Here is a 20,193-nt window from a genome sequence, read left to right on the forward strand (position 1 = left end):
GGGAGTGGCAAGTATTATCAGCAGCCGTTTATTAAAAAGGCTGTAACATGCGAGTTAAGTACAGCTGGGCTTTGGTATTACTACTTTCTGGTTGCCAATTAACTCAGTCAGAGAATCCAGACCAAGCTTCCGAGCAAACCAACACATCTCCTACTAAAGAAGTTTCTCAAACGAACGTTTCATCAGAAGCGACCAAAGAAGAATCCAAAGTTGAAGCACCTATCGTTACTCCACAAACACAAGAAGATGTTTGGAAACGCATTGCGATGCAACTTGAAATGGAAGTACCCGACGAAAAGAAAGTCGACTACTACCGAACTTGGTATCTAAAACACCCTAGTCACCTCAAAACCGTCTCACAACGTGCTGAACCTTTTCTTTATCTGATTACGACGAAGATTGAAGAAAAAGGGTTGCCATTAGAATTGGCACTATTGCCCGTTGTAGAAAGTTCTTTTGATGCGTTTGCCTACTCTCATGGCAGTGCTGCAGGACTATGGCAATTCATTTCTGGCACCGGCAAAGACTACGGGCTAGAACAGAACTTCTGGTATGACGGTCGTCGTGACGTAGCCGCTTCTACCGATGCGGCATTGGATTTCCTTTCGGACCTAAATAGACGCTTTGATGGCGATTGGAACCATGCGATTGCGGCCTACAATAGTGGTGGCGGTCGAGTAAACAGCGCAATTCGTAAGAACAAGAAACTAGGTAAACCAATCGACTTCTTCTCTCTAGATTTACCAAAAGAGACCAGCAGCTATGTTCCTAAGCTACTCGCGCTGGCTGATGTAATCGCAAATCAAGAGAAATATGGAATTGATATTCCAGCTATTCCTAACAAACCCGTATTAACTCTGGTGAACCCAGATGAACAGCTCGATCTCGCGATTGCTGCTAGCTACGCAGGTATTCCAGTTAAAGAACTGCAAGGCTACAATCCGGCTTATAACCAGTGGGCGACGGCACCAGAAAAACATCAGCAATTATTGCTTCCTCTAAGCTCTGTTGAGAAGTTCAACAAAGAAGTGACAGCTAATAAAGGCAAAGGTATGAAATTGGTGCGCTATAAAGTGCAATCTGGCGATAGCATCAGCGTACTGGCGAGTAAATACAGCACCACCAGTAAAGTGATTCGCTCTGCAAACGGGATGAGCAACAACAATATCCGTATTGGTCAGCACCTGCTTATCCCAACCTCAACCAAAGACGACAAAACATATGCACTAAGCGCTTCAAACCGCCTAGCTAACACACAGTCGAAGAGTCGCGGCCAATATAAGCTCAGTCATACAGTAAAAAGTGGTGACAGCTTATGGACGATTGCGCGCGCAAACAAAGTCTCTCACCAATCGCTGGCTAAGTGGAATGGTATGGGGCCACGCGACACACTTCGAGTTGGTCAAGAACTGGTCATCTGGAAGAATAGTTCAGACGGCTCTATCATCCGCACTGTCTTCTATAACGTAAGATCAGGTGACACAGTCAGCGGTATTGCATCAAAGTTCAAAGTAAAAAGTGCAGATGTTGTAAAATGGAACACTTTGCAGAACAAGAAATACCTACAGCCAGGACAAAAACTGAAGCTGTATGTTGATGTAACTAAGGTAAGTGTATGAACCCGTCAAGCAACCCACTCGTCATGCTGTTGGATATTTTCCGTTCACCAACGGCTTGTTTCTTAGCGCTTTATCAACGAAGTGCTTGGGGATGGCAACCCTACGTCGTATTAATACTCAGCCCATTTTTATTTTGGGGTGCCTATTTTTCAAATGTAGATTTTGCATGGTTAAGTTCAGAATTGTCACAGCAACTGGCTGAAACTAATCCTGACCAATTGGCGTTACTTGACAGCAATACTCTACTCGCGAGCGAAATCATCAGTGATGTATTTGGCCGTACACTAAGCATTGCTCTGTTGGCATTCTGGTTTAACCTCGCAACAAAGCCAAGCCAACATCAGCATAGTTACTGGAGATGGTTTGCCGCTTCATCGGTTGTGATGTTCCCTGCGGTTTTAGGTGATGTAGCAAGCTACGCAAGCCTACTCCTCAAACATGGACAGGTGATGAGCTACGCCGCTGACTTGAACAGCTTAAACGGCTTAATCAAGTTACCACTAACCAATGACTGGTCACAGTTCGCGAGCTCATTACCGCTTTTGTTACCTTGGTACATCGTGCTAGGTTATGCCGCAGTGCTGACGTGGACTGAATTTGAACGCGGACAAGCACTGGTCATCTCTGGTTTGCCATGGGTTGGTTACTACCTAATCTGGGCTCTCTACATTTTAATATTCTAAGCTTGAGTCGATAAAATAAAGGCTAGAGGATACTCACTAGTCTATTTGTTTCATTAGCTAATTATTAAAAGTAACCACTGTGCAAATAGCTAATTGCCATTGGCTTGTTACTATCTAGCCTTAAAGGTCACTCGCATTGGGTTATGATCAGAAGCGTCCGTAATGGGCGCTTTTGCTTTTTCTACCTCTAACCCTCGATAGAACACGTGGTCAAGCACCAAACCTGTCATAAACTGAGTTCGGTTATCAGGGTCAAAAACAACCTCGGTCAGACCAACTTTTTCCAACGCCTCTTTCAATACCGCAAAGCGAGCTTCGCTCCAGCTGTTAAAATCGCCAGCAAAAATGACTGGTCCGCGATATTTTTGCAGGTTATCGGTTAGGCTTTTAAGCTGAGCTTTATAATCTTCGGTGCCAAACGTAAAGTTCACGGCATGGATATTAATGACGGCAAGCTCTTCTCCATTACTTAACTGATAGCGAGACCAAAGTGCAGATTTAGGCAGTTGAAGCCAAGGCTCTTCATGAGTATATGCACAAGCTTCGATCGGTAAATGGGTCGCTAGACTAAGCACACCCGCACTTTGTTCAAAGACTTCAAACGCATTAACACGAGTACTTCCCCACTGTCCGCTTGTCACCCATTGACTAAGCTCTTTAGTCATACGTGCTTCTTGTAACAACACTAAATCACTTCCCTCCGTCAATTGATTCAGTTCATTCTGCCAGTTATTGCGGTTTTGCTTGTAGATATTCCACACAATTAGGCTCAATCCGTCTGAAACATCAATCGATTTAGGTAGTGAATTTTGATAGCAACTATAGGTATCGTTACTGGTGCTATAAGAGGAAGTAACCAGATTAGGTTTTTGAGGAATAACGAAGATAAGATGAAAACTAGCAACAACAAGTGTTATCAAAACTGCGATAACAATGATGGTTTTCTTAAACATACAACACCCACCAGAAATGAAAAAGGAGCGATAAGCGCTCCTTTTAGGGTAATCGTTTTTTATACAGCGTCTTCGTCTTCTTCGCCAGTACGAATACGTACCACACGTTCAACATCAGTAATGAAGATCTTACCGTCACCAATCTTACCGGTTTGAGCCGTTTCGATAATGGTATCTACGCATTGATCCGCAACTTCATCAGTCACGACAATTTCTAATTTCACTTTTGGCAAAAAGTCGACCATATACTCTGCGCCACGGTATAGCTCAGTATGACCTTTCTGACGTCCGAAACCTTTTACTTCAGATACAGTCATACCTGTAATGCCAACTTCTGCAAGTGCTTCACGTACATCATCAAGCTTAAATGGCTTGATAATCGCTTCAATCTTTTTCATGTTCATCCCTTAAACTGTACGAATAGCTCATTATCGGTTAGCTATTGTAAACATTCAATGAAAAAAGCCAGAGCTTTAAAGCTCTGGCTCGAAATTTATCATCTTGTTTAATTAGCGCTTTGAGGAAACTTTATTTAAGGCTTGCATAGTAAGCAGCTAGGTTCGCGATATCATCATCACTTAACATTGAAGCTTGAGCTTGCATTACAGCTGCTAAGCCGCCATTACGTTGCTTTGTTTTGTACGCGTTAATTGATGACACAATATACTGTTCATTTTGTCCCTTGAGATTCGGGTAACCGGGGATGACAGCGATTCCATCTGCACCATGACATGCTGCACAGATTGCGGCTTTAGCTTGACCTGCGGCAACATCCCCTGCCAGAGCATTACCACTCAATAGTCCAAATCCAATAACTAATCCTAGTGTAATTTTCTTCATTGCATATTCCATTAATTATTTTTATTAAAGTAACGTCAAATTGTGACACAAACTTTTTTTACTTGCTCCAAAGCGCTTCACAATCTTGACCTTCGTAGTTTTTATCTACGAATAAGCCTAAAACTGCGATCACTCGATCACCATCCATTAATATTGGTGTTCGACGTCGTAACCAACTTGGTACCTGATACTCTTGAAAGAGCTTCTTAAGCTTTCTGCTATGCCCGCGTCCAACAGGGTGAGCCGATAATCCTTCCGGATTAAAAATCACCCTTAGTGTTACGCTTTTATCCGACAAACTAAAGCTTTGCAAATCACGGTTGCTAGATACGCCCTCACTCATCGCTGAACTTAAGTGTAGCTCCCCTAAACCATCAGGCAGAACTAAGCTACCTTCCGCTGAAATATCACTTTGCCAGCTCGACAAATCTTGGGTGTCTTGTACCAAATAGAGCTGGTTATTAAAACGCCTAATCTCAACATCATTCAACACCAGCTTAGGATTGGCATCTGCCTGAGCGCAGGCTACCTCATCCCAAATAAGTTTTAGCTGCTTTTGGCTCGGCATAGGTTGATTGCAATGGTTCAACCACATTCTTAGCAAGCGTCCGCGCAGTAAATCAGAATGCTGAGATAAGGCCTCAATGCTTAGGCTTAGGCTTAGGCTTAGGCTCTTACTGCCCCTCAAAGCTTGCTGAAAGTGAGACTCAAGCAGTTCATCGAGTAGCAACTCTTGTTCTGCGCACAGTTGAGCGCTGCGACTGACCGACTCTCGAAAACTAGGCCATCGTTCAATTAATGTCGGCGTAACTTGGTGACGAATAAAATTACGGTCATAGCGCAGGTCTTGATTACTCTCATCTTCGACCCAAGTTAAACCCATATTATGAGCTGATGTTTCAATATCTGAGCGGGTCACCGACAGCAGAGGACGAAGCATGAAAGCTTTCCCAAACGGCATAATATTCGCCATAGAAGAGAGTCCTTTTGGGCCACTTCCACGTTTTAACGCTAACAAGAAAGTCTCAAGTTGGTCATCAATGTGCTGCCCCGTGACTAACACATCACCCGATCTGACATGCTGCTCAAAAGCTTTATATCGAGCGTCTCGCGCAAGCTTTTCAACGCTCTCGCCACTATTAAGATCTAATGATACTCGCTCTACAGCCAAAGATACCGACAACACATCACACCATGCTTGGCATCGTTCTACCCAGTAGTCGGCGTTTTCGCTTAGGCCATGGTGAACATGTACCGCACGACACTCAATGTCATGCGTTTGCGCGTACTGTGCCGCTAACTCTAACAAAACTCGAGAATCAACACCGCCACTGAAAGCCACGATCAATCTACTAGGCTTAAGTGCGCTTTGATGAAGTGCCGATGTAAAGGTTTTGATTAAGTGAGTCATGAGCGAGTGAACCATGAGAGTAGTTTTGACGGGGGTATGTTCTAATAATAAAAAAGGGTTGGTACTGAGTCCAACCCTTTCATCATCTTGTTACTTGAAGCTGCCTCATTTCAAGGCACGCTTATCAGCAGTAACCGTAGCTCATTAGACGCTGGTAACGACGCTCAAGAAGCGCTTCATTATCAAACTGCTCTAGCTCTTCTAGTTGTTTGACTAGCATGTCTTTCATGTTCTGAGCAGTTTGTACTGGATCGCGGTGCGCGCCACCTAGAGGCTCAGGAATGATTTCGTCGATAAGTTCAAGCTCTTTAAGACGAGGAGCAACTAGACCCATTGCTTCTGCAGCTTGTGGCGCTTTATCTGAATCACGCCATAGGATTGAAGCACAGCCTTCTGGAGATATTACTGAGTACGTAGAGTACTGAAGCATGTTCACGTAATCACCAACGCCGATCGCTAGTGCACCACCAGAACCGCCTTCACCGACAACGTTACAGATAACTGGTACAGATAGACCAGCCATTACCTTTAGATTTTTTGCGATAGCTTCAGATTGGCCACGCTCTTCAGCACCAACACCAGGGTATGCACCCGCCGTGTCGATGAAAGTAATAATTGGCATGTTGAAACGCTCAGCCGTTTCCATTAAGCGAAGAGCCTTACGGTAACCCTCAGGCTTTGGCATACCAAAGTTACGGATCACTTTTTCTTTGGTCTCGCGACCTTTTTGATGACCAATAACCATAACAGGACGGCCATTTAGACGAGCCATACCACCCACAATTGCTTTATCGTCAGCGTAAGCGCGATCACCCGCCATCTCTTCAAATTCTGTGAATGCATGCTCCAGGTAATCTTTGGTATAAGGACGTTGAGGATGGCGAGCAAGTTGAGCTACCTGCCACGCACCTAAGTCACTAAAGATTTTCTGTTTAAGCTCTAAGCTTTTTTTCTCTAGTTGTTCGATTTCTTTGTCTAGATCTACCGCTGCGTCACCACCGTGACGAGAAACGTCACGTAGCGCTTCGATTTTTGCTTCAAGTTCAGCGATAGGCTTTTCAAATTCTAGAAAGTTCAGGCTCATCTATGAATCCTTGTTGATTCAGCTCCACGTTAGCGAAGCTAAATTTTAGTTAAATTCGAGTTCTACTTGGCTATTTCCAAGCAGCTGTTTTAATTCGTCTAGTAATGTATCACTTGGCGTCACACGCCATTCTGTGCCCAATGTTAACCGCGCTCTAGCGTCGGCACGTTGGTAGTATACATTGACTGGGACCGTTCCGGCTCTATAAGGTTCTAAGATTTGACCAAAGCGTTCAAAAAATTGAACATTAATCTGGGATTGATCGATAGATATCGATACCCCACGAGCATATTTTTCACGGGCGCTTCCTAAGTCCATGACCTCGCGCGCGGACATTTTAAGCCCACCGTTGAAGTCATCAAAGCTGACCTGTCCAGAAACGACCACAATTTTGTCTTTTTCGAGCAATTCTGCGTAGCGATCGAGTGCATCAGAGAACAACATCACTTCCATTCGGCCAGATCGGTCATCAAGTGTCATTAAACCGATTCGTGTACCGCGTTTCGTGGTCATGACCCTAGCAGCAATGACCAAGCCTGCAATCGTTAATGATTGGTCACGACGCGTTGGCGTAGCATCTTTCAAACGACAGCTGGTGTATTTTGCTAACTCTTTGATGTAAGCATTCACCGGGTGACCCGTTAAATACAAACCCAGTGTTTCTCGCTCACCTTCAAGCCAAACTTTTTCAGGCCATTTAGGTACTTGAGTATACTTGTGTTCAACCTCTTCTGGAGCATCAGTCAACACACCAAACATATCGGATTGACCAAACGACTCAGCATGGTGATGTTGGCTTGCAGCCTTAACTGCATCTTTCAATGACGCCATCATCGCAGCACGGTGAGGACCTAATCTATCTAAGGCTCCAGATAGAATCAACTTTTCGATAACACGTTTGTTAACCTTCTTCAGATCAAGACGCGCACAGAAGTCGAATAAATCTTTAAAGTAACCGCCCTTATTGCGCGCTTCAATAATCGCTTCAATAGGGCCTTCACCCACCCCTTTTATCGCACCAATACCATAAACAATCGCTCCGTCTTCATCGACATTGAATCGGTATAGGCCTGAATTGATATCAGGTGGAAGAAGCTTAAGCTTCATACGGAAACACTCATCAACAAGGCCAATAACCTTCTCCGTGTTGTCCATATCTGCGGTCATTACCGCCGCCATAAATTCCGCTGGGTAGTGCGTTTTCAGCCATAGTGTTTGATAAGAAACCAATGCGTAGGCAGCCGAGTGAGATTTGTTGAAGCCGTAGCCCGCAAACTTCTCTACCAAGTCAAAGATCTTCATGGCCAATTCGCCATCAACACCGTTAGCTTCAGCACCCTCTTTAAAGGTACCGCGCTGTTTTGCCATCTCTTCAGGCTTTTTCTTACCCATCGCACGACGCAGCATATCGGCTCCACCAAGCGTATAACCCGCCAGAATCTGAGCGATTTGCATTACCTGTTCTTGATACAGGATGATGCCGTAAGTCGGTTCTAATGTTTCTTTTAACGACTCGTGTTGCCACGTTTCATCGGGGTAAGATACTGCTTCTCGTCCATGTTTACGGTCGATAAAGTTATCTACCATACCTGATTGAAGAGGGCCCGGACGGAACAAGGCCACTAATGCGATGATATCTTCAAAACAGTCGGGCTGTAGACGCTTGATCAGGTCTTTCATACCGCGAGATTCCAGCTGGAATACCGCCGTCGTTTCAGAATTTTGTAATAAGTTAAACGACGCTTGGTCATCAAGAGGAATCGACTCGATACGAACCGGATCTTTACCCTCTTTTGCCAAACGTGGATTCACTAAGCCCAATGCCCAATCGATAATAGTTAAGGTACGCAACCCCAAGAAGTCAAACTTAACCAAACCAGCGGTTTCTACGTCATTCTTATCGAATTGCGTTACTGGGAAGTTACCTTCCGCATCGGCATAAATAGGTGCAAAGTCAGTAATCGTGGTGGGTGAGATTACAACCCCCCCAGCGTGCTTACCAGCGTTTCGTGTACAACCTTCTAGAATTCGACATTTATCAATCAGCTCACGAACTTCTTCATCACCATCATAGAGTTCAGGTAATGCGGGTTCAGCGAGGAAGGCTTTCTCTAGCGTCATACCCGGGTCAGGCGGAACTAGCTTAGAAATTCGGTCAACAAAGCCAAATGGGTGGCCTAACACACGACCTACATCTCGAATTACCGCTTTCGCTGCCATGGTACCGAAGGTGATGATCTGAGAAACAGCATCACGGCCATACATTTCTGCAACGTGATCAATGACTTGGTCACGCTTATCCATACAGAAATCGATATCAAAATCGGGCATCGATACACGTTCTGGGTTCAAGAAACGTTCAAAAAGTAGATCGTATTCAAGTGGGTCAAGATCGGTGATATCCAATGCATAAGCCACCAAAGAACCAGCACCAGAACCACGGCCAGGACCAACAGGTACATCGTTGTCTTTGGACCACTGGATGAACTCCATAACAATCAAGAAGTAGCCTGGGAACCCCATGTTATTGACAACTTCAAGTTCAATTTTGAGGCGCTCATCGTACTCAGGCCTACGCTCTGCTCGGATTTTTTCGTCAGGGAATAGAAACTCTAAACGACGCTCAAGACCTTCTTCTGACTTCTTAATCAGGAAGTCTTCAATCGCTAAACCTTCGGTTGGGAAGTTAGGCAAGAAGTATTCGCCAAGGCGAACGGTTACATTACAACGCTTAGCAATCTCGACACTGTTTTCCAGAGCTTCAGGGATATCAGAGAACAACTCGCACATCTCTTCTTCGCTACGAAGGTATTGCTGTGCGCTGTAGTTTTTTGGTCGACGTGGATCAACCATTGTAAAACCGTCGTGGATCGCTACGCGGATTTCGTGAGCGTCAAAAAGATCTTCGGTTAGGAACACCACTTCATTCGTCGCAACAACAGGCAAATCTTCTTGCTCTGCCAGTTCTAATGCAAAGTGCAGGTAAGACTCTTCATCCGGACGCCCGGTACGAATAAGCTCAAGGTAAAAACGATCTGCGAAATACGTTTTGTAAAACTCAACGCTGCTCGCGACAAGTTCACGGTTACCTTTCAGTAACGCTTTGCCAATCTCACCATCTTTGGCACCCGATAAAATAATCAGGCCTTCTGCATGCTCAATTAACCATTCTTTATCGAGAACAGGTTGATGCTGTACATGACCACGAAGATAGGCCTTCGAGATCAATAAAGTAAGGTTGTTGTAACCCTTGTTATCCGTGGCCAGTATTGTCAACTTTGTTAACTCGTCACCAAATTCTGGAGACTGCATAACGAAGTCCGCACCAATAATAGGTTTAACCCCACACCCATGGGCAGTACCGTAAAACTTAACCAAGCCACAAAGGTTGGTAAAGTCGGTAAGTGCTAGAGCAGGCATACCCATTTCAGCTACTTTTTTTACTAATGGTGGCACCTTAGATAGGCCATCCACCATCGAAAAGTCACTGTGTACGCGTAGGTGAACAAATTTTGGATCTGACATTATTTTTCCTGAGTTCTAGGCTCAAGCCTAGGATTACAACTGTGTGTATTCTATTTTTTTCTGCCGCAAATAGGCAACTTTATTCGCTGCTACGTTTAAATCAATACGAAGCCCTAATCAATATAAAGCTCGAACCAATTTAAAGCGTTGGCCAAAGCACGTTAATCGATACCTAAAATACGTTTTACTGGTTTGAAGCTCTTACGGTAATGTTCGGTTACGCCGTGTTTTTCAATTGCTTCGAAATGCGCTTTAGTTGGGTAACCTTTATGTTTAGCGAAACCAAATTCGGGATGGATCTTATCAAGTTCTTCCATCTCTTGATCACGGACCACTTTAGCAATAATAGACGCCGCACTGATTTCAGCGACTCGTAAGTCACCCTTTACAATAGCCATACCGTCCATCGGCAGTTCAGGAACACGGTTACCATCGATTAATGCCATATCGGGCTGAATATTAAGTCCGGCAATGGCACGCTGCATCGCTACCATGGTTGCTTGCAGAATATTAAGTTCATCAATCTCTTGAGGAGAACAGCGACCAACAGACCACGCCAACGCTTTTTCTTTGATTTCAGGAAGTAAAGCAAGGCGTTTTTTTTCAGACAGTTTTTTGGAGTCGTTCAAGCCTTCAATTGGATTATTTGGATCAAGAATAACCGCAGCCGTCACTACATCACCAACCAATGGCCCACGTCCCACTTCATCCACACCAGCAAACAACTGGTAACCCTCAGGATACTCAAAAGGAGGAAGTTCTTTTTTCTCTTTTACTGCCATAATTATTCTCTTAGTGCTCTATAAAGCTATCAACGCTTACGCTTCAACAAATGGCTTATTAATAAGGTTCAAGACTGCATTGGCTGCTTGCTTGTCCGCGCCTTTACGAATCCAATGATGCATCTCAGTAAAGCGTTCGATCAACGCAGTATTGTCCGCTGAGAGCATTTTATCGACAGACGGAAACAAAAAGTCTGGGTGACACTCTTCAAGAATATGTTCTTTCACTATCTCTTCACCTGCCAAAATATTCGGCAATGAGACGAACTCGGTAATCGATAATTTCTTAACAATGTATCCCGTCAGTTTATTTACTTTGTAGCCAACGACCATCGGGCGTTTCAGTAACATACACTCAAGAGCAACAGTACCTGAGGCAAGCAGCACAGAATCAGCAGCGGTAATTACGTTTCTCGCGGTATCATCCACTAACGAGAATTCAAGTTCAGGTGCTGTCGATTGCCAAATGTCGGTAAACTGTTTTTTACGCTGTTCGTTAACAAGCGCAACAACAAAATTGATATCAGGGTATTTCTGTTTAATGCGTTGGCACGTTTCGATAAATGGTTGAGCAATCAAACTCATCTCACCACCACGGCTACCCGGCAATACCGCAAGCCACTGCTTATCTTGATCTAAACCTAAAAGCTCTCGAGCTTCCTGCTTATTTGGGTCCAGAGGGATAGCGTCTGCCAAGGTATGGCCAACAAATTCACAGGCAACATTATATTTATCGTAGAACGCTTTTTCGAATGGCAAGAAAGCAAGGACTAAATCAGTTGCTTTATCGATTTTAAAGATACGCTTAGGACGCCAAGCCCAAACTGAAGGGCTAACATAATGAACCGTTTTAATTCCAGCTTTCTTCAGATCTAACTCAAGTCTCAGGTTGAAGTCAGGAGCATCAATACCAACAAAGACATCTGGTGGGTTCTGTGTGAAATACTTAACCAGTTCTGCTTTCACTTTTAACAAGCGAGGTAAACGACCCAATACTTCAACTAACCCCATTACGGCAAGCTCTTCCATTTCGAAAAGAGATTCACAACCCAGAGCCTTCATCTTTGGTCCACCGATACCTACGAACTCAGCATTCGGATACTGGGATTTTATTGCTTTGATGAAACCTTCACCTAGCGTGTCTCCGGAGAGCTCTCCCACAACAATACCGACTCGCAGTGGTTCATTCGAAACAAAGTTAGAGCTATCAGTATGCGCATCTTGTTGTGCCATAATTTTCAATTCCCTTCTTGCCTAAAACAAAAAAGATCGCCTAACAAGTAGCGATCTTTTTGTTATACCAACCTGATGAAGTAATGATTGTCATACTCATGTTGACTGGTACATAACCACATCAAGTATTAACGAATAATACCGCGCTCAGAGTTCTCTAGCATTTCTAACATCGGAGTTATAGAAGTAAACTCTTTCGCCATTTCAACTAAAGCCACTTTCGCTTCTTCAAGTGTTTTGCCTGAGCGGTATAACTCTTTGTACGCTTTTTGTAATGCTCGGATTTCCGGTTTCTCAAACCCATTTCGCTTCAAGCCCACTAGGTTAAGACCAAATGGAGCAGCATGGTTGCCCTGCGCAAGCACGTACGGCAGTACATCTTGAACAACAGCAGAGCAGCCGCCAATATAAGCGTAAGCGCCGATTGAACAGAATGGGTGAATAGCAGAAAGCGCCATAACGCCAGCGTAATCGCCTACGGTTACGTGGCCACCAAGAATCGCATTGTTACCAATATGAGTATGGTTACCAACAATTACATCGTGCGCTACGTGAGCATTGACACAAAGTAGGTTGTCATCACCAATCACTGTGGTTGCTTTATCTTGAGTTGTACCACGGTGGATCTGAACTGCTTCACGGATCACATTACGATCACCGATCACAACAGTTGTGTCTTCACCGCCGTATTTCTTATCTTGGTTTTCTTCACCAATCACTGCGTGTGGGAAGATTCGATTTTGCTTACCAATTGTTGTGTGACCTTTGATCACAACATGTGACATCACTTCTGTGTCATCGCCAATAGTCACATTACCAGCAATGTAAGTGAAAGGCCCAACCGTCACGTTAGCACCGATTGTCACATCACCTTCGATTACTGCTGCCGGGTGAATTTTCGCTGTTTCATGAATCATATTAAAACTCTCTACGAGCACATTTAAGTTCAGCTGAACATACTACGACGCCGTCTACTTTAGCTACACCATTAAATGATGCGATACCACGACGCTCTTTCAAAAACTCAACTTCGATAACTAACTGGTCACCTGGTACTACAGGTTTACGGAATTTTGCTTTATCGACACTTGCAAAGTAGTAAAGCTCATTGCCAGAAGGAGCACCAAAGGATTTAAATGCCAAAAGACCTGTAGCTTGTGCCATTGCTTCTAAGATCAACACGCCTGGGAATACAGGAAGTTGTGGGAAGTGGCCGGTGAACTGAGGTTCGTTAACAGAGACATTCTTAATTGCAGTCAGTGTTTTTTCTTTTTCAAAGCTAGTCACACGATCAACCATTAAGAATGGGTAGCGATGAGGTAATAGTTCCTGAATTTCAGTAATGTTCATCGTTGTCTGTTCAGTAGTCAAAGTCGTATTCCTATATATATTCTTTATTTAATTAGAAGGATTATAAACGAAAAAGACTCGCTGTTCGCGAGCCTTTTATTAGAAATGCTGGAATTATGATTCCGCGCTCTTCTCAATAAGTTTTTCAACGGTTTTCAAACGCTTGTTCATTTCATCAATACGATGTACACGCGTTGCTGTTTTACGCCAATCTTTGTTTGGCTGTAAAGGAATACCAGAAGAGTACATGCCTTTCTCAGTGATGCTACGCATTACCATCCCCATACCAGTGATTGTAACGCCGTCAACGATTTCAATGTGACCATTAATCACGCAGCCACCACCAATGATACAGTACTTACCTATCGTTGTGCTGCCAGCGACAATAGTACCACCGGCAAGGGCAGAACCATATCCGATGTGAACGTTGTGAGCAATTTGAAGTTGGTTATCTAAGATAACATTATCTTCAATCACAGTATCGTCCAAAGCACCACGGTCGATGGTTGTACACGCGCCAATTTCTACGCGATTACCAATACGAACTGAACCGACTTGCGGAATCTTAACCCACTCGCCTTTCTCGTTTGCATAACCAAAGCCATCAGAGCCAACGACAGTGCTTGATTGGATCAAACACGCATCGCCAATAACAACCTCATGATAAATGCTTACATTCGCCCACAACTTAGTGCCGGAACCAACCTTTGCGTTTTTACCAATAAAGCAACCTGCACCGATGACTACATCATCACCAAGTACAACGCCTGATTCAATCACTGCGTTTGCACCAATAGACACATTTTGTCCAATGGTCGCATCGCCTGAAATTGAAGCAGAATCAGCAATAGCCGCAGCTGGTGCTGGAGTAGTGTCAAGCGCTTGAGCCACTTTAGCAAAAGCAACGTAAGGGTCATTAACCACAATAACGTTGGTCTTACAAAGTTCACGCTCAGTCTCTTTGACCATAATAGCGGATGCCTTACAGTCACCTAAGTGCTTGCTGTACTTAACGTTAGAAAGGAACGTAATGTTACCTTCTTGCGCTTTATCCATAGGAGCGACTGCTGAGACGGTAATACTACCGTCTCCATGTAGCTCTCCACCGGTAATCGTTGCCAATTCGGCTAAAGTCAGGTTCTTCATAAAAACTTATTTCAGTGCTTTAATTACTTTCTCAGAGATGTTGTATTCTGGCTTACCATACTGCAGAGCTTGAATATCAACAATCATGTCGTAGCCTTCTTTCTCTGCAACTTTAGTTACAGCATCTTGAATCACTTTGAAAAGCTTCTGCTTCTCTTGCGCTTCACGACGTTGGCTTGCTTTTTCTAGTGCTTGAGCTTTGATTTTGTACTTACTGTCTAGTTGACCTACTTCGATACGTAGCTTCTCAACTTCGTCAGGACCTAACAGTTCGCCATCACGCTTAAGCTTTTCGATCTTAGTCTTAGCTTGTGCTTGAATACTTTGTAGTTCAGCCGCTTTGTCTTTGAACTCTTCCTGCATTTTTTGAAGAACAACTTCACGCTGAGGTAGAGCCTGGAATACTTGTGCAGTGTTTACATAACCCACTTTTTGCGCAGCTTCAGCCGCTGTTGCAAAGAAAGAAGAGCTAAGAACTACAAGGCCTAAACCTGCTGCTTTAATCATATTTTTCAAAATATTGTCCTTTAAATATTAGAAGGTTCTACCGATGGTGAATGTGAAGAACTCTTCATCATCACCTTCGTAAACTTTAATTGGTTTCGCTAGAGAGAAAACCAGTGGGCCCATTGGTGACATCCATTGAAGAGCGGCACCATAAGATGAGCGATAATTACTTGGATCAGAGTAATCGTAGTAATACTGACTGCCACTGTTAGGTGCGCCTCGGTCTACGAATTCTGTATCCCATACACTTGCCATGTCGAAGAAAACACTGGTGCGAATTTGACTACGCGCTTCATCAGAAGCAAACGGCGTTGGTACGATTAGCTCTAAACTAGCCAAAGCAACCGCATTACCACCTACTGAATCATCCGTAGCTGTGTCGTAAGTTGGGTTGTTACCCGTACTGCTTCCGTAAACGGCTTTCGGACCTGCCGAGTTAGAACCAAAACCACGTAGCGTAGTGAAACCACCTGCATAATAGTTCTCGTAGAATGGGAACAAGTTATCGTTACCATCCGTCTGACCATAACCATTACCATAGCCTAATCGGCCACGCATCAATAGTGTGAACTCATGCTTTTTGGTCAGCGGGATGTAATGTTTTACATCATACTGCGCTTTGAAGTACTGAGCATCAGACCCTGGTACCGTCATTTTAGCGAAAGCACGTTGGTGGTTACCCTCGGTTGGGAAAAAACCACGGTTCAAGTTATTACGTGTCCAAGAAATATTGATGTCGAAATCATCGGTCAAGATGTGTTCGTCACCATATTGGTCAATACTTCTCGCAAACTGTTCAACTTGAATATAGGTCGGAACGTTACCGATCTTGTTGTGTGTATAGCCGATACCAAACTCGATACGATTCAGCTCATCGACAGGGAAGCCCCATGTTAGGCTGGTACCATAACTTTGGTTGGTATAGTCGACGATACCCGCTTCAGATGCTTCGAACTCGTTGTAGAAGATCTTACCGCCTAAACTCACACCATCAAGGTTCCAGTATGGGTCACGGTAGTCTAAGCTCACGTTCTTCTGGTAATCGTTCATCATGGCACTAACGCCAACACGGTTACCTGAACCCGCAAAGTTATCTTGTTGCAAACCAACTTGGAAACTCACGCCTGACTCAGTACCGTAACCAACACCAAAGTTGATGCTGCCTGAGTTAGCTTCTTTAACGTTGTAAACCAAATCAACTTGGTCGTCACTACCTGGGACACGTACGGTTTGTACATCCACAGTTTCAAAGTAACCTAAACGGTTCAGGCGGCTCTTACCGGTATCAATTGACTTAGAGTTAAGCCAGCTTCCTTCCATTTGACGCATCTCACGACGTAACACTTCATCTTTGGTTGAGTTGTTACCCGTAAAACGAATATCACGAACGTAGATACGACTACCCGCTTCTACATTGATCACTAACGAAACTTCTTTCGTTTCATCATCAAATTCTGGAATAGTGCGAACTTGTGGATAGGCATAGCCTGATTCACCAAGAATTCGTTTAACGTTTTCTTCAAGTGAAGTCACCGAAGAACCGTTATAAACATCGCCATCTTCAAATGGGACTAATGCGTCGAAATCTGCTTCACGACCGATCAACTCACCACGGAAAGCGACATCTTTAACGATATAGGCCTCACCTTCATCAATACCGAGCGTGATATAAACGCCTTTTTTGTCTGGTGAGATCGCTACCTGAGTAGAATCGACCTTGAATTTAAGGTAACCACGGTCAAGATAGTAAGATTTCAGAGCTTCAATATCGCCAGCCAATACTTGCTTTTGGTATTTTTCATCCGCAAGAAAGTTCCACCATGCAACATCGACATTCAAGTTGAAACGACTGAGCAAGTCAGCATCAGAGAACACTTCATTACCAATAAAGTTGATTTGCTGAATTTTAGCGGACACGCCTTCAGTAAACACAAATTTAAGGTCAGAACGGTTACGCGGCAAAGGCGTAACAACTGCTTTTACGGTTGCGTTGTATTTACCAACACTGTAATAAAAGTCTTCGAGGCCTTTCTCAATGTTACTCAGTGTTGTACGGTCAAGCGCTTCACCTTCACGAACACCAGACGCATCTAGGTTCTGTTGAAGCTGCTCTTCTTTGATCGCTTTATTTCCTGAAAACGAGATACTTGCAATGGTTGGCCGCTCTTTAACTTGAACAACTAAAACACCTTCATCACGAAGTACTTTAACGTCCTCAAAGTTACCTGAAGCATATAATGCGCGAATGATCTCAGATACATCGCCTTCATCTACTTCATCACCAATACGTACTGGCATTTTCAGTAGAGCTGCACCAAGTGCAACACGCTGTAAACCTTCGATCTTGATATCTTGAACCACAAAGTTTTGTGCTCCGTTCGCAGCCACACTAGTGGCCAATAGACTTGCGAACAGAATTTGCTTAATCGCCATACTTATTCTAATTATTCCTTGCTACTACCAATGCCTGTAAGAAACCATTTACAGGCGAGTAAAATCGTTAAATATTGCCAGAGCCATCAAAGAGAAGAGGATTGCCCCTCCCACTCTGTACCCCATCTCCTGAACTTTTTCAGGGACCGGTTTACGAGTAACGGCTTCAATAGCGAAAAAGAGCAAATGTCCGCCATCAAGCATAGGCAGCGGAACCAAATTAATAATACCTAAGTTCACACTAATCAAAGCCAAAAAGCCTAGGAAATAAACCAAACCATAATCGGCGGTTGTCCCTGCACCTTTGGCAATTGAAATAGGACCACTCAAGTTGTTTAAGCCAACATCACCAACGATAAGCTTTTTAAGCATTGTCAGCGTCAAACCAATAATTTGACCTGTTTTATCAAATGCTTTTCCTACAGAATCAATTACACCAAATTGTAACTCAAAGCGATAATCTTCTGGCCATTCTGCGACTTCTGGAGCAATACCCGCATAGCCAATTACAGAACCATCAGAAAGCTCCCGGCTTTTTGGCGTCATAACCAATGACTGCTCAGCACCATTTCTCAACACAACAAGGTCTAATGACGTCATCGGGTTTGCACGAATTAACTCGACTACCGACTGCCACTGTTCAATGGGCTGCCCATCAATCTCAACAATTTTATCACCGGCTTCTAACCCTGCCGAGTATGCCGCACCGTCGTCAATCACTTGAGCAAGCGTTGTCGATATTTCTGGCGAATACGGTCTAAAACCAAGCGTTGTCATTGCAGATTCAGTTTCTGGGTTAAACGACCAGTCTGAGATATCCAATGTCATCTGTTGTTCGAAGCCGATATCATCTTGAGAAGCGACAGTTACAGTCATGGATTGATCACCAATGTGTGATATCAAACCCATATTAACAGATTCCCAATCTGCGGTTTTGATTCCTGAAACTGATTTAAGTTCCATTCCACTTTCAATTCCGGCTTGTGCGGCAATAGATTGCGGGGTGACTTCGCCGATTACGGGTTTAACCGCAGGCACACCAATCAAAAATACCAACCAGTACGCAAACACAGCAAAGATAAAATTAAATGCAGGACCGGCACCGACTATCGCAGTTCTTTTCCACAATGGCTTCTTATCAAAAGCGTATTGTTGTTCATCTTCAGAAAGGTCATCAACACGACCATCAAGCATCTTAACGTAGCCGCCCAATGGAATAACTGACAAGCTGTACTCTGTGCCATCACGGCCAACTTTGCTCCAGATTGATTTACCAAAACCAATCGAGAATTTTTCAACTTTCACACCACAGCGACGAGCAACCCAGAAGTGTCCAAACTCATGAACAGCGACCAGAATGCCAAGCGCTACAATAAAAGATGCGAAGTTCCACAGAATTCCACTCATGTAAGCTGCTCTTTAATAAATTGAATGGCTATTAGACGAGACATATTATCGAGCTCGAGAAGGCTTTCCAAGCTATCTAAGCCCTCAGAGTTATGTTGTTCACATACTTTGCTCATAACATGCTCGTTAATGATAGCAATGTCGGTAAACTTCACCTGATTATTCAAGAAAGCATCAACTGCAATTTCGTTTGCCGCATTAATTGCAGTTGTTGCATGCTGACCTAAGTAGCAAGCTTCAATCGCTAATCTTAAGCAAGGGTAACGAGTTAAATCAGGCTCTAAGAATGTCAGCTCACCAACCTTAGTAAAGTCCAACGGCTTAACACCGGCTTCAGTACGTTCAGGATAAGACATGGTTAGAGCGATCGGCGTCGCCATATCGGGTTCGCCCATTTGAGCCAATACTGAACCATCTTTGTACTGAACCATAGAATGAATAACAGACTGAGGGTGAATAATAACTTTGAGTTGTTCTTGAGAAGCATTGAATAGCCATTTCGCTTCAATGTACTCTAGGCCCTTATTCATCATAGTTGCTGAATCAACAGAGATCTTAGGCCCCATAGACCAGTTAGGGTGCGCAATAGCTCGTTCAGGAGTCACTGATTCGAGTTCTGCGACATCGGTATAGCGGAAAGGGCCACCAGAGCCGGTCAAAAGAATATGATTGATACCGTTCTCTTCTAGGTTACAACGACCTAGATTGGTTTGTACGTTTTGTGGTAGGCATTGAAAAATAGCATTATGTTCACTATCTACAGGAAGTAGCTCGGCCCCGTACTTTTCTACAGCGTCGATAAACAGCTGACCTGACATCACCAAAGCTTCTTTGTTGGCAAGTAGGATACGCTTACCGGCTTTAACCGCAGACATCGTAGGAAGCAAACCTGCCGCACCGACAATAGCAGCCATAACTGTGTCGACTTCCTCTAAAGAAGCGACCTGACACATACCTTCCGGACCTGAAAGTACTGTAACGTTAGGGTAATTTTCGGACAACATGCCTGTCAGCTGAGATGCAGCATCAGGACAAGCCATAGCAACATAGCTTGGTTGCCACTTTTCAACTAACGCCAGCATCTTTTCAACGTTCGAGCCTGCAGCCAGTGCAACGACCGAATAAAGTTCTGGATTTTGCTCAACGACTTTTAGTGTACTTGCACCAATTGAGCCGGTAGCGCCAAGGATAGTTAGATTTCGCATCACATATGACCGTAG

At 44.0% G+C, this 20,193-nt stretch carries 17 protein-coding genes; 2 read left to right on the plus strand and 15 right to left on the minus strand.

The window, feature by feature from the left end:
* Positions 1 to 47 precede the first annotated feature (47 nt).
* Both IQO02_RS05960 and IQO02_RS05965 read left to right on the plus strand, forming a co-directional pair.
* Positions 48 to 1,619 (plus strand): LysM peptidoglycan-binding domain-containing protein, encoded by a 1,572-nt coding sequence (locus tag IQO02_RS05960; RefSeq protein ID WP_016794908.1) that lies wholly within the window; start codon positions 48 to 50, stop codon positions 1,617 to 1,619.
* Positions 1,616 to 2,302, plus strand: a complete 687-nt coding sequence (locus IQO02_RS05965) for a YIP1 family protein (RefSeq protein ID WP_010436533.1) — start codon at positions 1,616 to 1,618, stop codon at positions 2,300 to 2,302. Before IQO02_RS05960 ends, IQO02_RS05965 begins: the two co-directional genes overlap by 4 nt.
* Before the next feature lie 110 nt (positions 2,303 to 2,412).
* Here the strand turns inward: IQO02_RS05965 and IQO02_RS05970 are convergent, their stop codons facing one another.
* From IQO02_RS05970 to ispC, 15 genes are all read right to left on the minus strand, one after another.
* Positions 2,413 to 3,255 (minus strand): endonuclease/exonuclease/phosphatase family protein, encoded by an 843-nt coding sequence (locus tag IQO02_RS05970; protein ID WP_010436530.1) that lies wholly within the window; start codon positions 3,253 to 3,255, stop codon positions 2,413 to 2,415.
* Positions 3,256 to 3,314: 59 nt separating this feature from the next.
* Positions 3,315 to 3,653, minus strand: coding sequence for a nitrogen regulatory protein P-II (gene glnB, locus IQO02_RS05975; RefSeq protein ID WP_004738609.1), 339 nt, complete (start codon positions 3,651 to 3,653; stop codon positions 3,315 to 3,317).
* A 130-nt stretch (positions 3,654 to 3,783) separates the two neighbouring features.
* Complete coding sequence (locus IQO02_RS05980; protein ID WP_010436524.1) at positions 3,784 to 4,095, minus strand: c-type cytochrome; 312 nt, start codon at positions 4,093 to 4,095, stop codon at positions 3,784 to 3,786.
* Between the two features lie 58 nt (positions 4,096 to 4,153).
* Positions 4,154 to 5,506 (minus strand): tRNA lysidine(34) synthetase TilS, encoded by a 1,353-nt coding sequence (gene tilS, locus IQO02_RS05985; RefSeq protein WP_102282767.1) that lies wholly within the window; start codon positions 5,504 to 5,506, stop codon positions 4,154 to 4,156.
* Positions 5,507 to 5,630: 124 nt separating this feature from the next.
* Complete coding sequence (accA, locus tag IQO02_RS05990; protein WP_010436520.1) at positions 5,631 to 6,590, minus strand: acetyl-CoA carboxylase carboxyl transferase subunit alpha; 960 nt, start codon at positions 6,588 to 6,590, stop codon at positions 5,631 to 5,633.
* 45 nt (positions 6,591 to 6,635) lie between these two features.
* Positions 6,636 to 10,115 carry a DNA polymerase III subunit alpha gene (dnaE, locus tag IQO02_RS05995; RefSeq protein WP_102282766.1) on the minus strand — a complete coding sequence of 1,160 codons (3,480 nt, stop codon included), beginning with the start codon at positions 10,113 to 10,115 and terminating at the stop codon, positions 6,636 to 6,638.
* Between the two features lie 161 nt (positions 10,116 to 10,276).
* Positions 10,277 to 10,897: a ribonuclease HII gene (rnhB, locus tag IQO02_RS06000; protein ID WP_016785005.1), complete on the minus strand. Its 621-nt coding sequence runs from the start codon at positions 10,895 to 10,897 to the stop codon at positions 10,277 to 10,279.
* A gap of 36 nt (positions 10,898 to 10,933) precedes the next feature.
* Complete coding sequence (gene lpxB, locus IQO02_RS06005) at positions 10,934 to 12,130, minus strand: lipid-A-disaccharide synthase (protein ID WP_010436514.1); 1,197 nt, start codon at positions 12,128 to 12,130, stop codon at positions 10,934 to 10,936.
* Positions 12,131 to 12,258: 128 nt separating this feature from the next.
* Complete coding sequence (gene lpxA, locus IQO02_RS06010; RefSeq protein ID WP_010436512.1) at positions 12,259 to 13,047, minus strand: acyl-ACP--UDP-N-acetylglucosamine O-acyltransferase; 789 nt, start codon at positions 13,045 to 13,047, stop codon at positions 12,259 to 12,261.
* A gap of 1 nt (position 13,048) precedes the next feature.
* Positions 13,049 to 13,501 (minus strand): 3-hydroxyacyl-ACP dehydratase FabZ, encoded by a 453-nt coding sequence (fabZ, locus tag IQO02_RS06015; protein WP_009847408.1) that lies wholly within the window; start codon positions 13,499 to 13,501, stop codon positions 13,049 to 13,051.
* Between the two features lie 93 nt (positions 13,502 to 13,594).
* Positions 13,595 to 14,626 (minus strand): UDP-3-O-(3-hydroxymyristoyl)glucosamine N-acyltransferase, encoded by a 1,032-nt coding sequence (lpxD, locus tag IQO02_RS06020; protein ID WP_010436510.1) that lies wholly within the window; start codon positions 14,624 to 14,626, stop codon positions 13,595 to 13,597.
* Positions 14,627 to 14,632: 6 nt separating this feature from the next.
* The gene (locus IQO02_RS06025) at positions 14,633 to 15,133 is read right to left on the minus strand and encodes an OmpH family outer membrane protein (RefSeq protein WP_016767578.1); all 501 of its coding nucleotides are present in this window, start codon (positions 15,131 to 15,133) and stop codon (positions 14,633 to 14,635) included.
* A 27-nt stretch (positions 15,134 to 15,160) separates the two neighbouring features.
* On the minus strand, positions 15,161 to 17,566 hold the full coding sequence (bamA, locus tag IQO02_RS06030) for an outer membrane protein assembly factor BamA (RefSeq protein WP_010436504.1): 2,406 nt from the start codon (positions 17,564 to 17,566) through the stop codon (positions 15,161 to 15,163).
* Positions 17,567 to 17,614: 48 nt separating this feature from the next.
* Positions 17,615 to 18,973 (minus strand): sigma E protease regulator RseP, encoded by a 1,359-nt coding sequence (gene rseP / locus IQO02_RS06035; RefSeq protein WP_010436501.1) that lies wholly within the window; start codon positions 18,971 to 18,973, stop codon positions 17,615 to 17,617.
* Complete coding sequence (ispC, locus tag IQO02_RS06040) at positions 18,970 to 20,178, minus strand: 1-deoxy-D-xylulose-5-phosphate reductoisomerase (protein WP_010436498.1); 1,209 nt, start codon at positions 20,176 to 20,178, stop codon at positions 18,970 to 18,972. The genes rseP and ispC overlap by 4 nt, the downstream gene beginning before the upstream one ends.
* Between the last annotated feature and the right edge of the window lie 15 nt (positions 20,179 to 20,193).

It is taken from the genome of Vibrio sp. OPT24 (assembly GCF_015163545.1).
GTDB classification, from domain to species: domain Bacteria; phylum Pseudomonadota; class Gammaproteobacteria; order Enterobacterales; family Vibrionaceae; genus Vibrio; species Vibrio cyclitrophicus.

Excerpts from the sequence above, each read along its gene's own strand:
- IQO02_RS05960 (WP_016794908.1), top strand. The coding sequence starts at position 48 with ATGCGAGTTAAGTACAGCTGGGCTTTGGTATTACTACTTTCTGGTTGC.
- IQO02_RS05965 (WP_010436533.1), top strand. The coding sequence starts at position 1,616 with ATGAACCCGTCAAGCAACCCACTCGTCATGCTGTTGGATATTTTCCGT.
- IQO02_RS05970 (WP_010436530.1), bottom strand. The coding sequence starts at position 3,255 with ATGTTTAAGAAAACCATCATTGTTATCGCAGTTTTGATAACACTTGTT.
- glnB (WP_004738609.1), bottom strand. The coding sequence starts at position 3,653 with ATGAAAAAGATTGAAGCGATTATCAAGCCATTTAAGCTTGATGATGTA.
- IQO02_RS05980 (WP_010436524.1), bottom strand. The coding sequence starts at position 4,095 with ATGAAGAAAATTACACTAGGATTAGTTATTGGATTTGGACTATTGAGT.
- tilS (WP_102282767.1), bottom strand. The coding sequence starts at position 5,506 with ATGACTCACTTAATCAAAACCTTTACATCGGCACTTCATCAAAGCGCA.
- accA (WP_010436520.1), bottom strand. The coding sequence starts at position 6,590 with ATGAGCCTGAACTTTCTAGAATTTGAAAAGCCTATCGCTGAACTTGAA.
- dnaE (WP_102282766.1), bottom strand. The coding sequence starts at position 10,115 with ATGTCAGATCCAAAATTTGTTCACCTACGCGTACACAGTGACTTTTCG.
- rnhB (WP_016785005.1), bottom strand. The coding sequence starts at position 10,897 with ATGGCAGTAAAAGAGAAAAAAGAACTTCCTCCTTTTGAGTATCCTGAG.
- lpxB (WP_010436514.1), bottom strand. The coding sequence starts at position 12,130 with ATGGCACAACAAGATGCGCATACTGATAGCTCTAACTTTGTTTCGAAT.
- lpxA (WP_010436512.1), bottom strand. The coding sequence starts at position 13,047 with ATGATTCATGAAACAGCGAAAATTCACCCGGCAGCAGTAATCGAAGGT.
- lpxD (WP_010436510.1), bottom strand. The coding sequence starts at position 14,626 with ATGAAGAACCTGACTTTAGCCGAATTGGCAACGATTACCGGTGGAGAG.
- IQO02_RS06025 (WP_016767578.1), bottom strand. The coding sequence starts at position 15,133 with ATGATTAAAGCAGCAGGTTTAGGCCTTGTAGTTCTTAGCTCTTCTTTC.
- bamA (WP_010436504.1), bottom strand. The coding sequence starts at position 17,566 with ATGGCGATTAAGCAAATTCTGTTCGCAAGTCTATTGGCCACTAGTGTG.
- rseP (WP_010436501.1), bottom strand. The coding sequence starts at position 18,973 with ATGAGTGGAATTCTGTGGAACTTCGCATCTTTTATTGTAGCGCTTGGC.
- ispC (WP_010436498.1), bottom strand. The coding sequence starts at position 20,178 with ATGCGAAATCTAACTATCCTTGGCGCTACCGGCTCAATTGGTGCAAGT.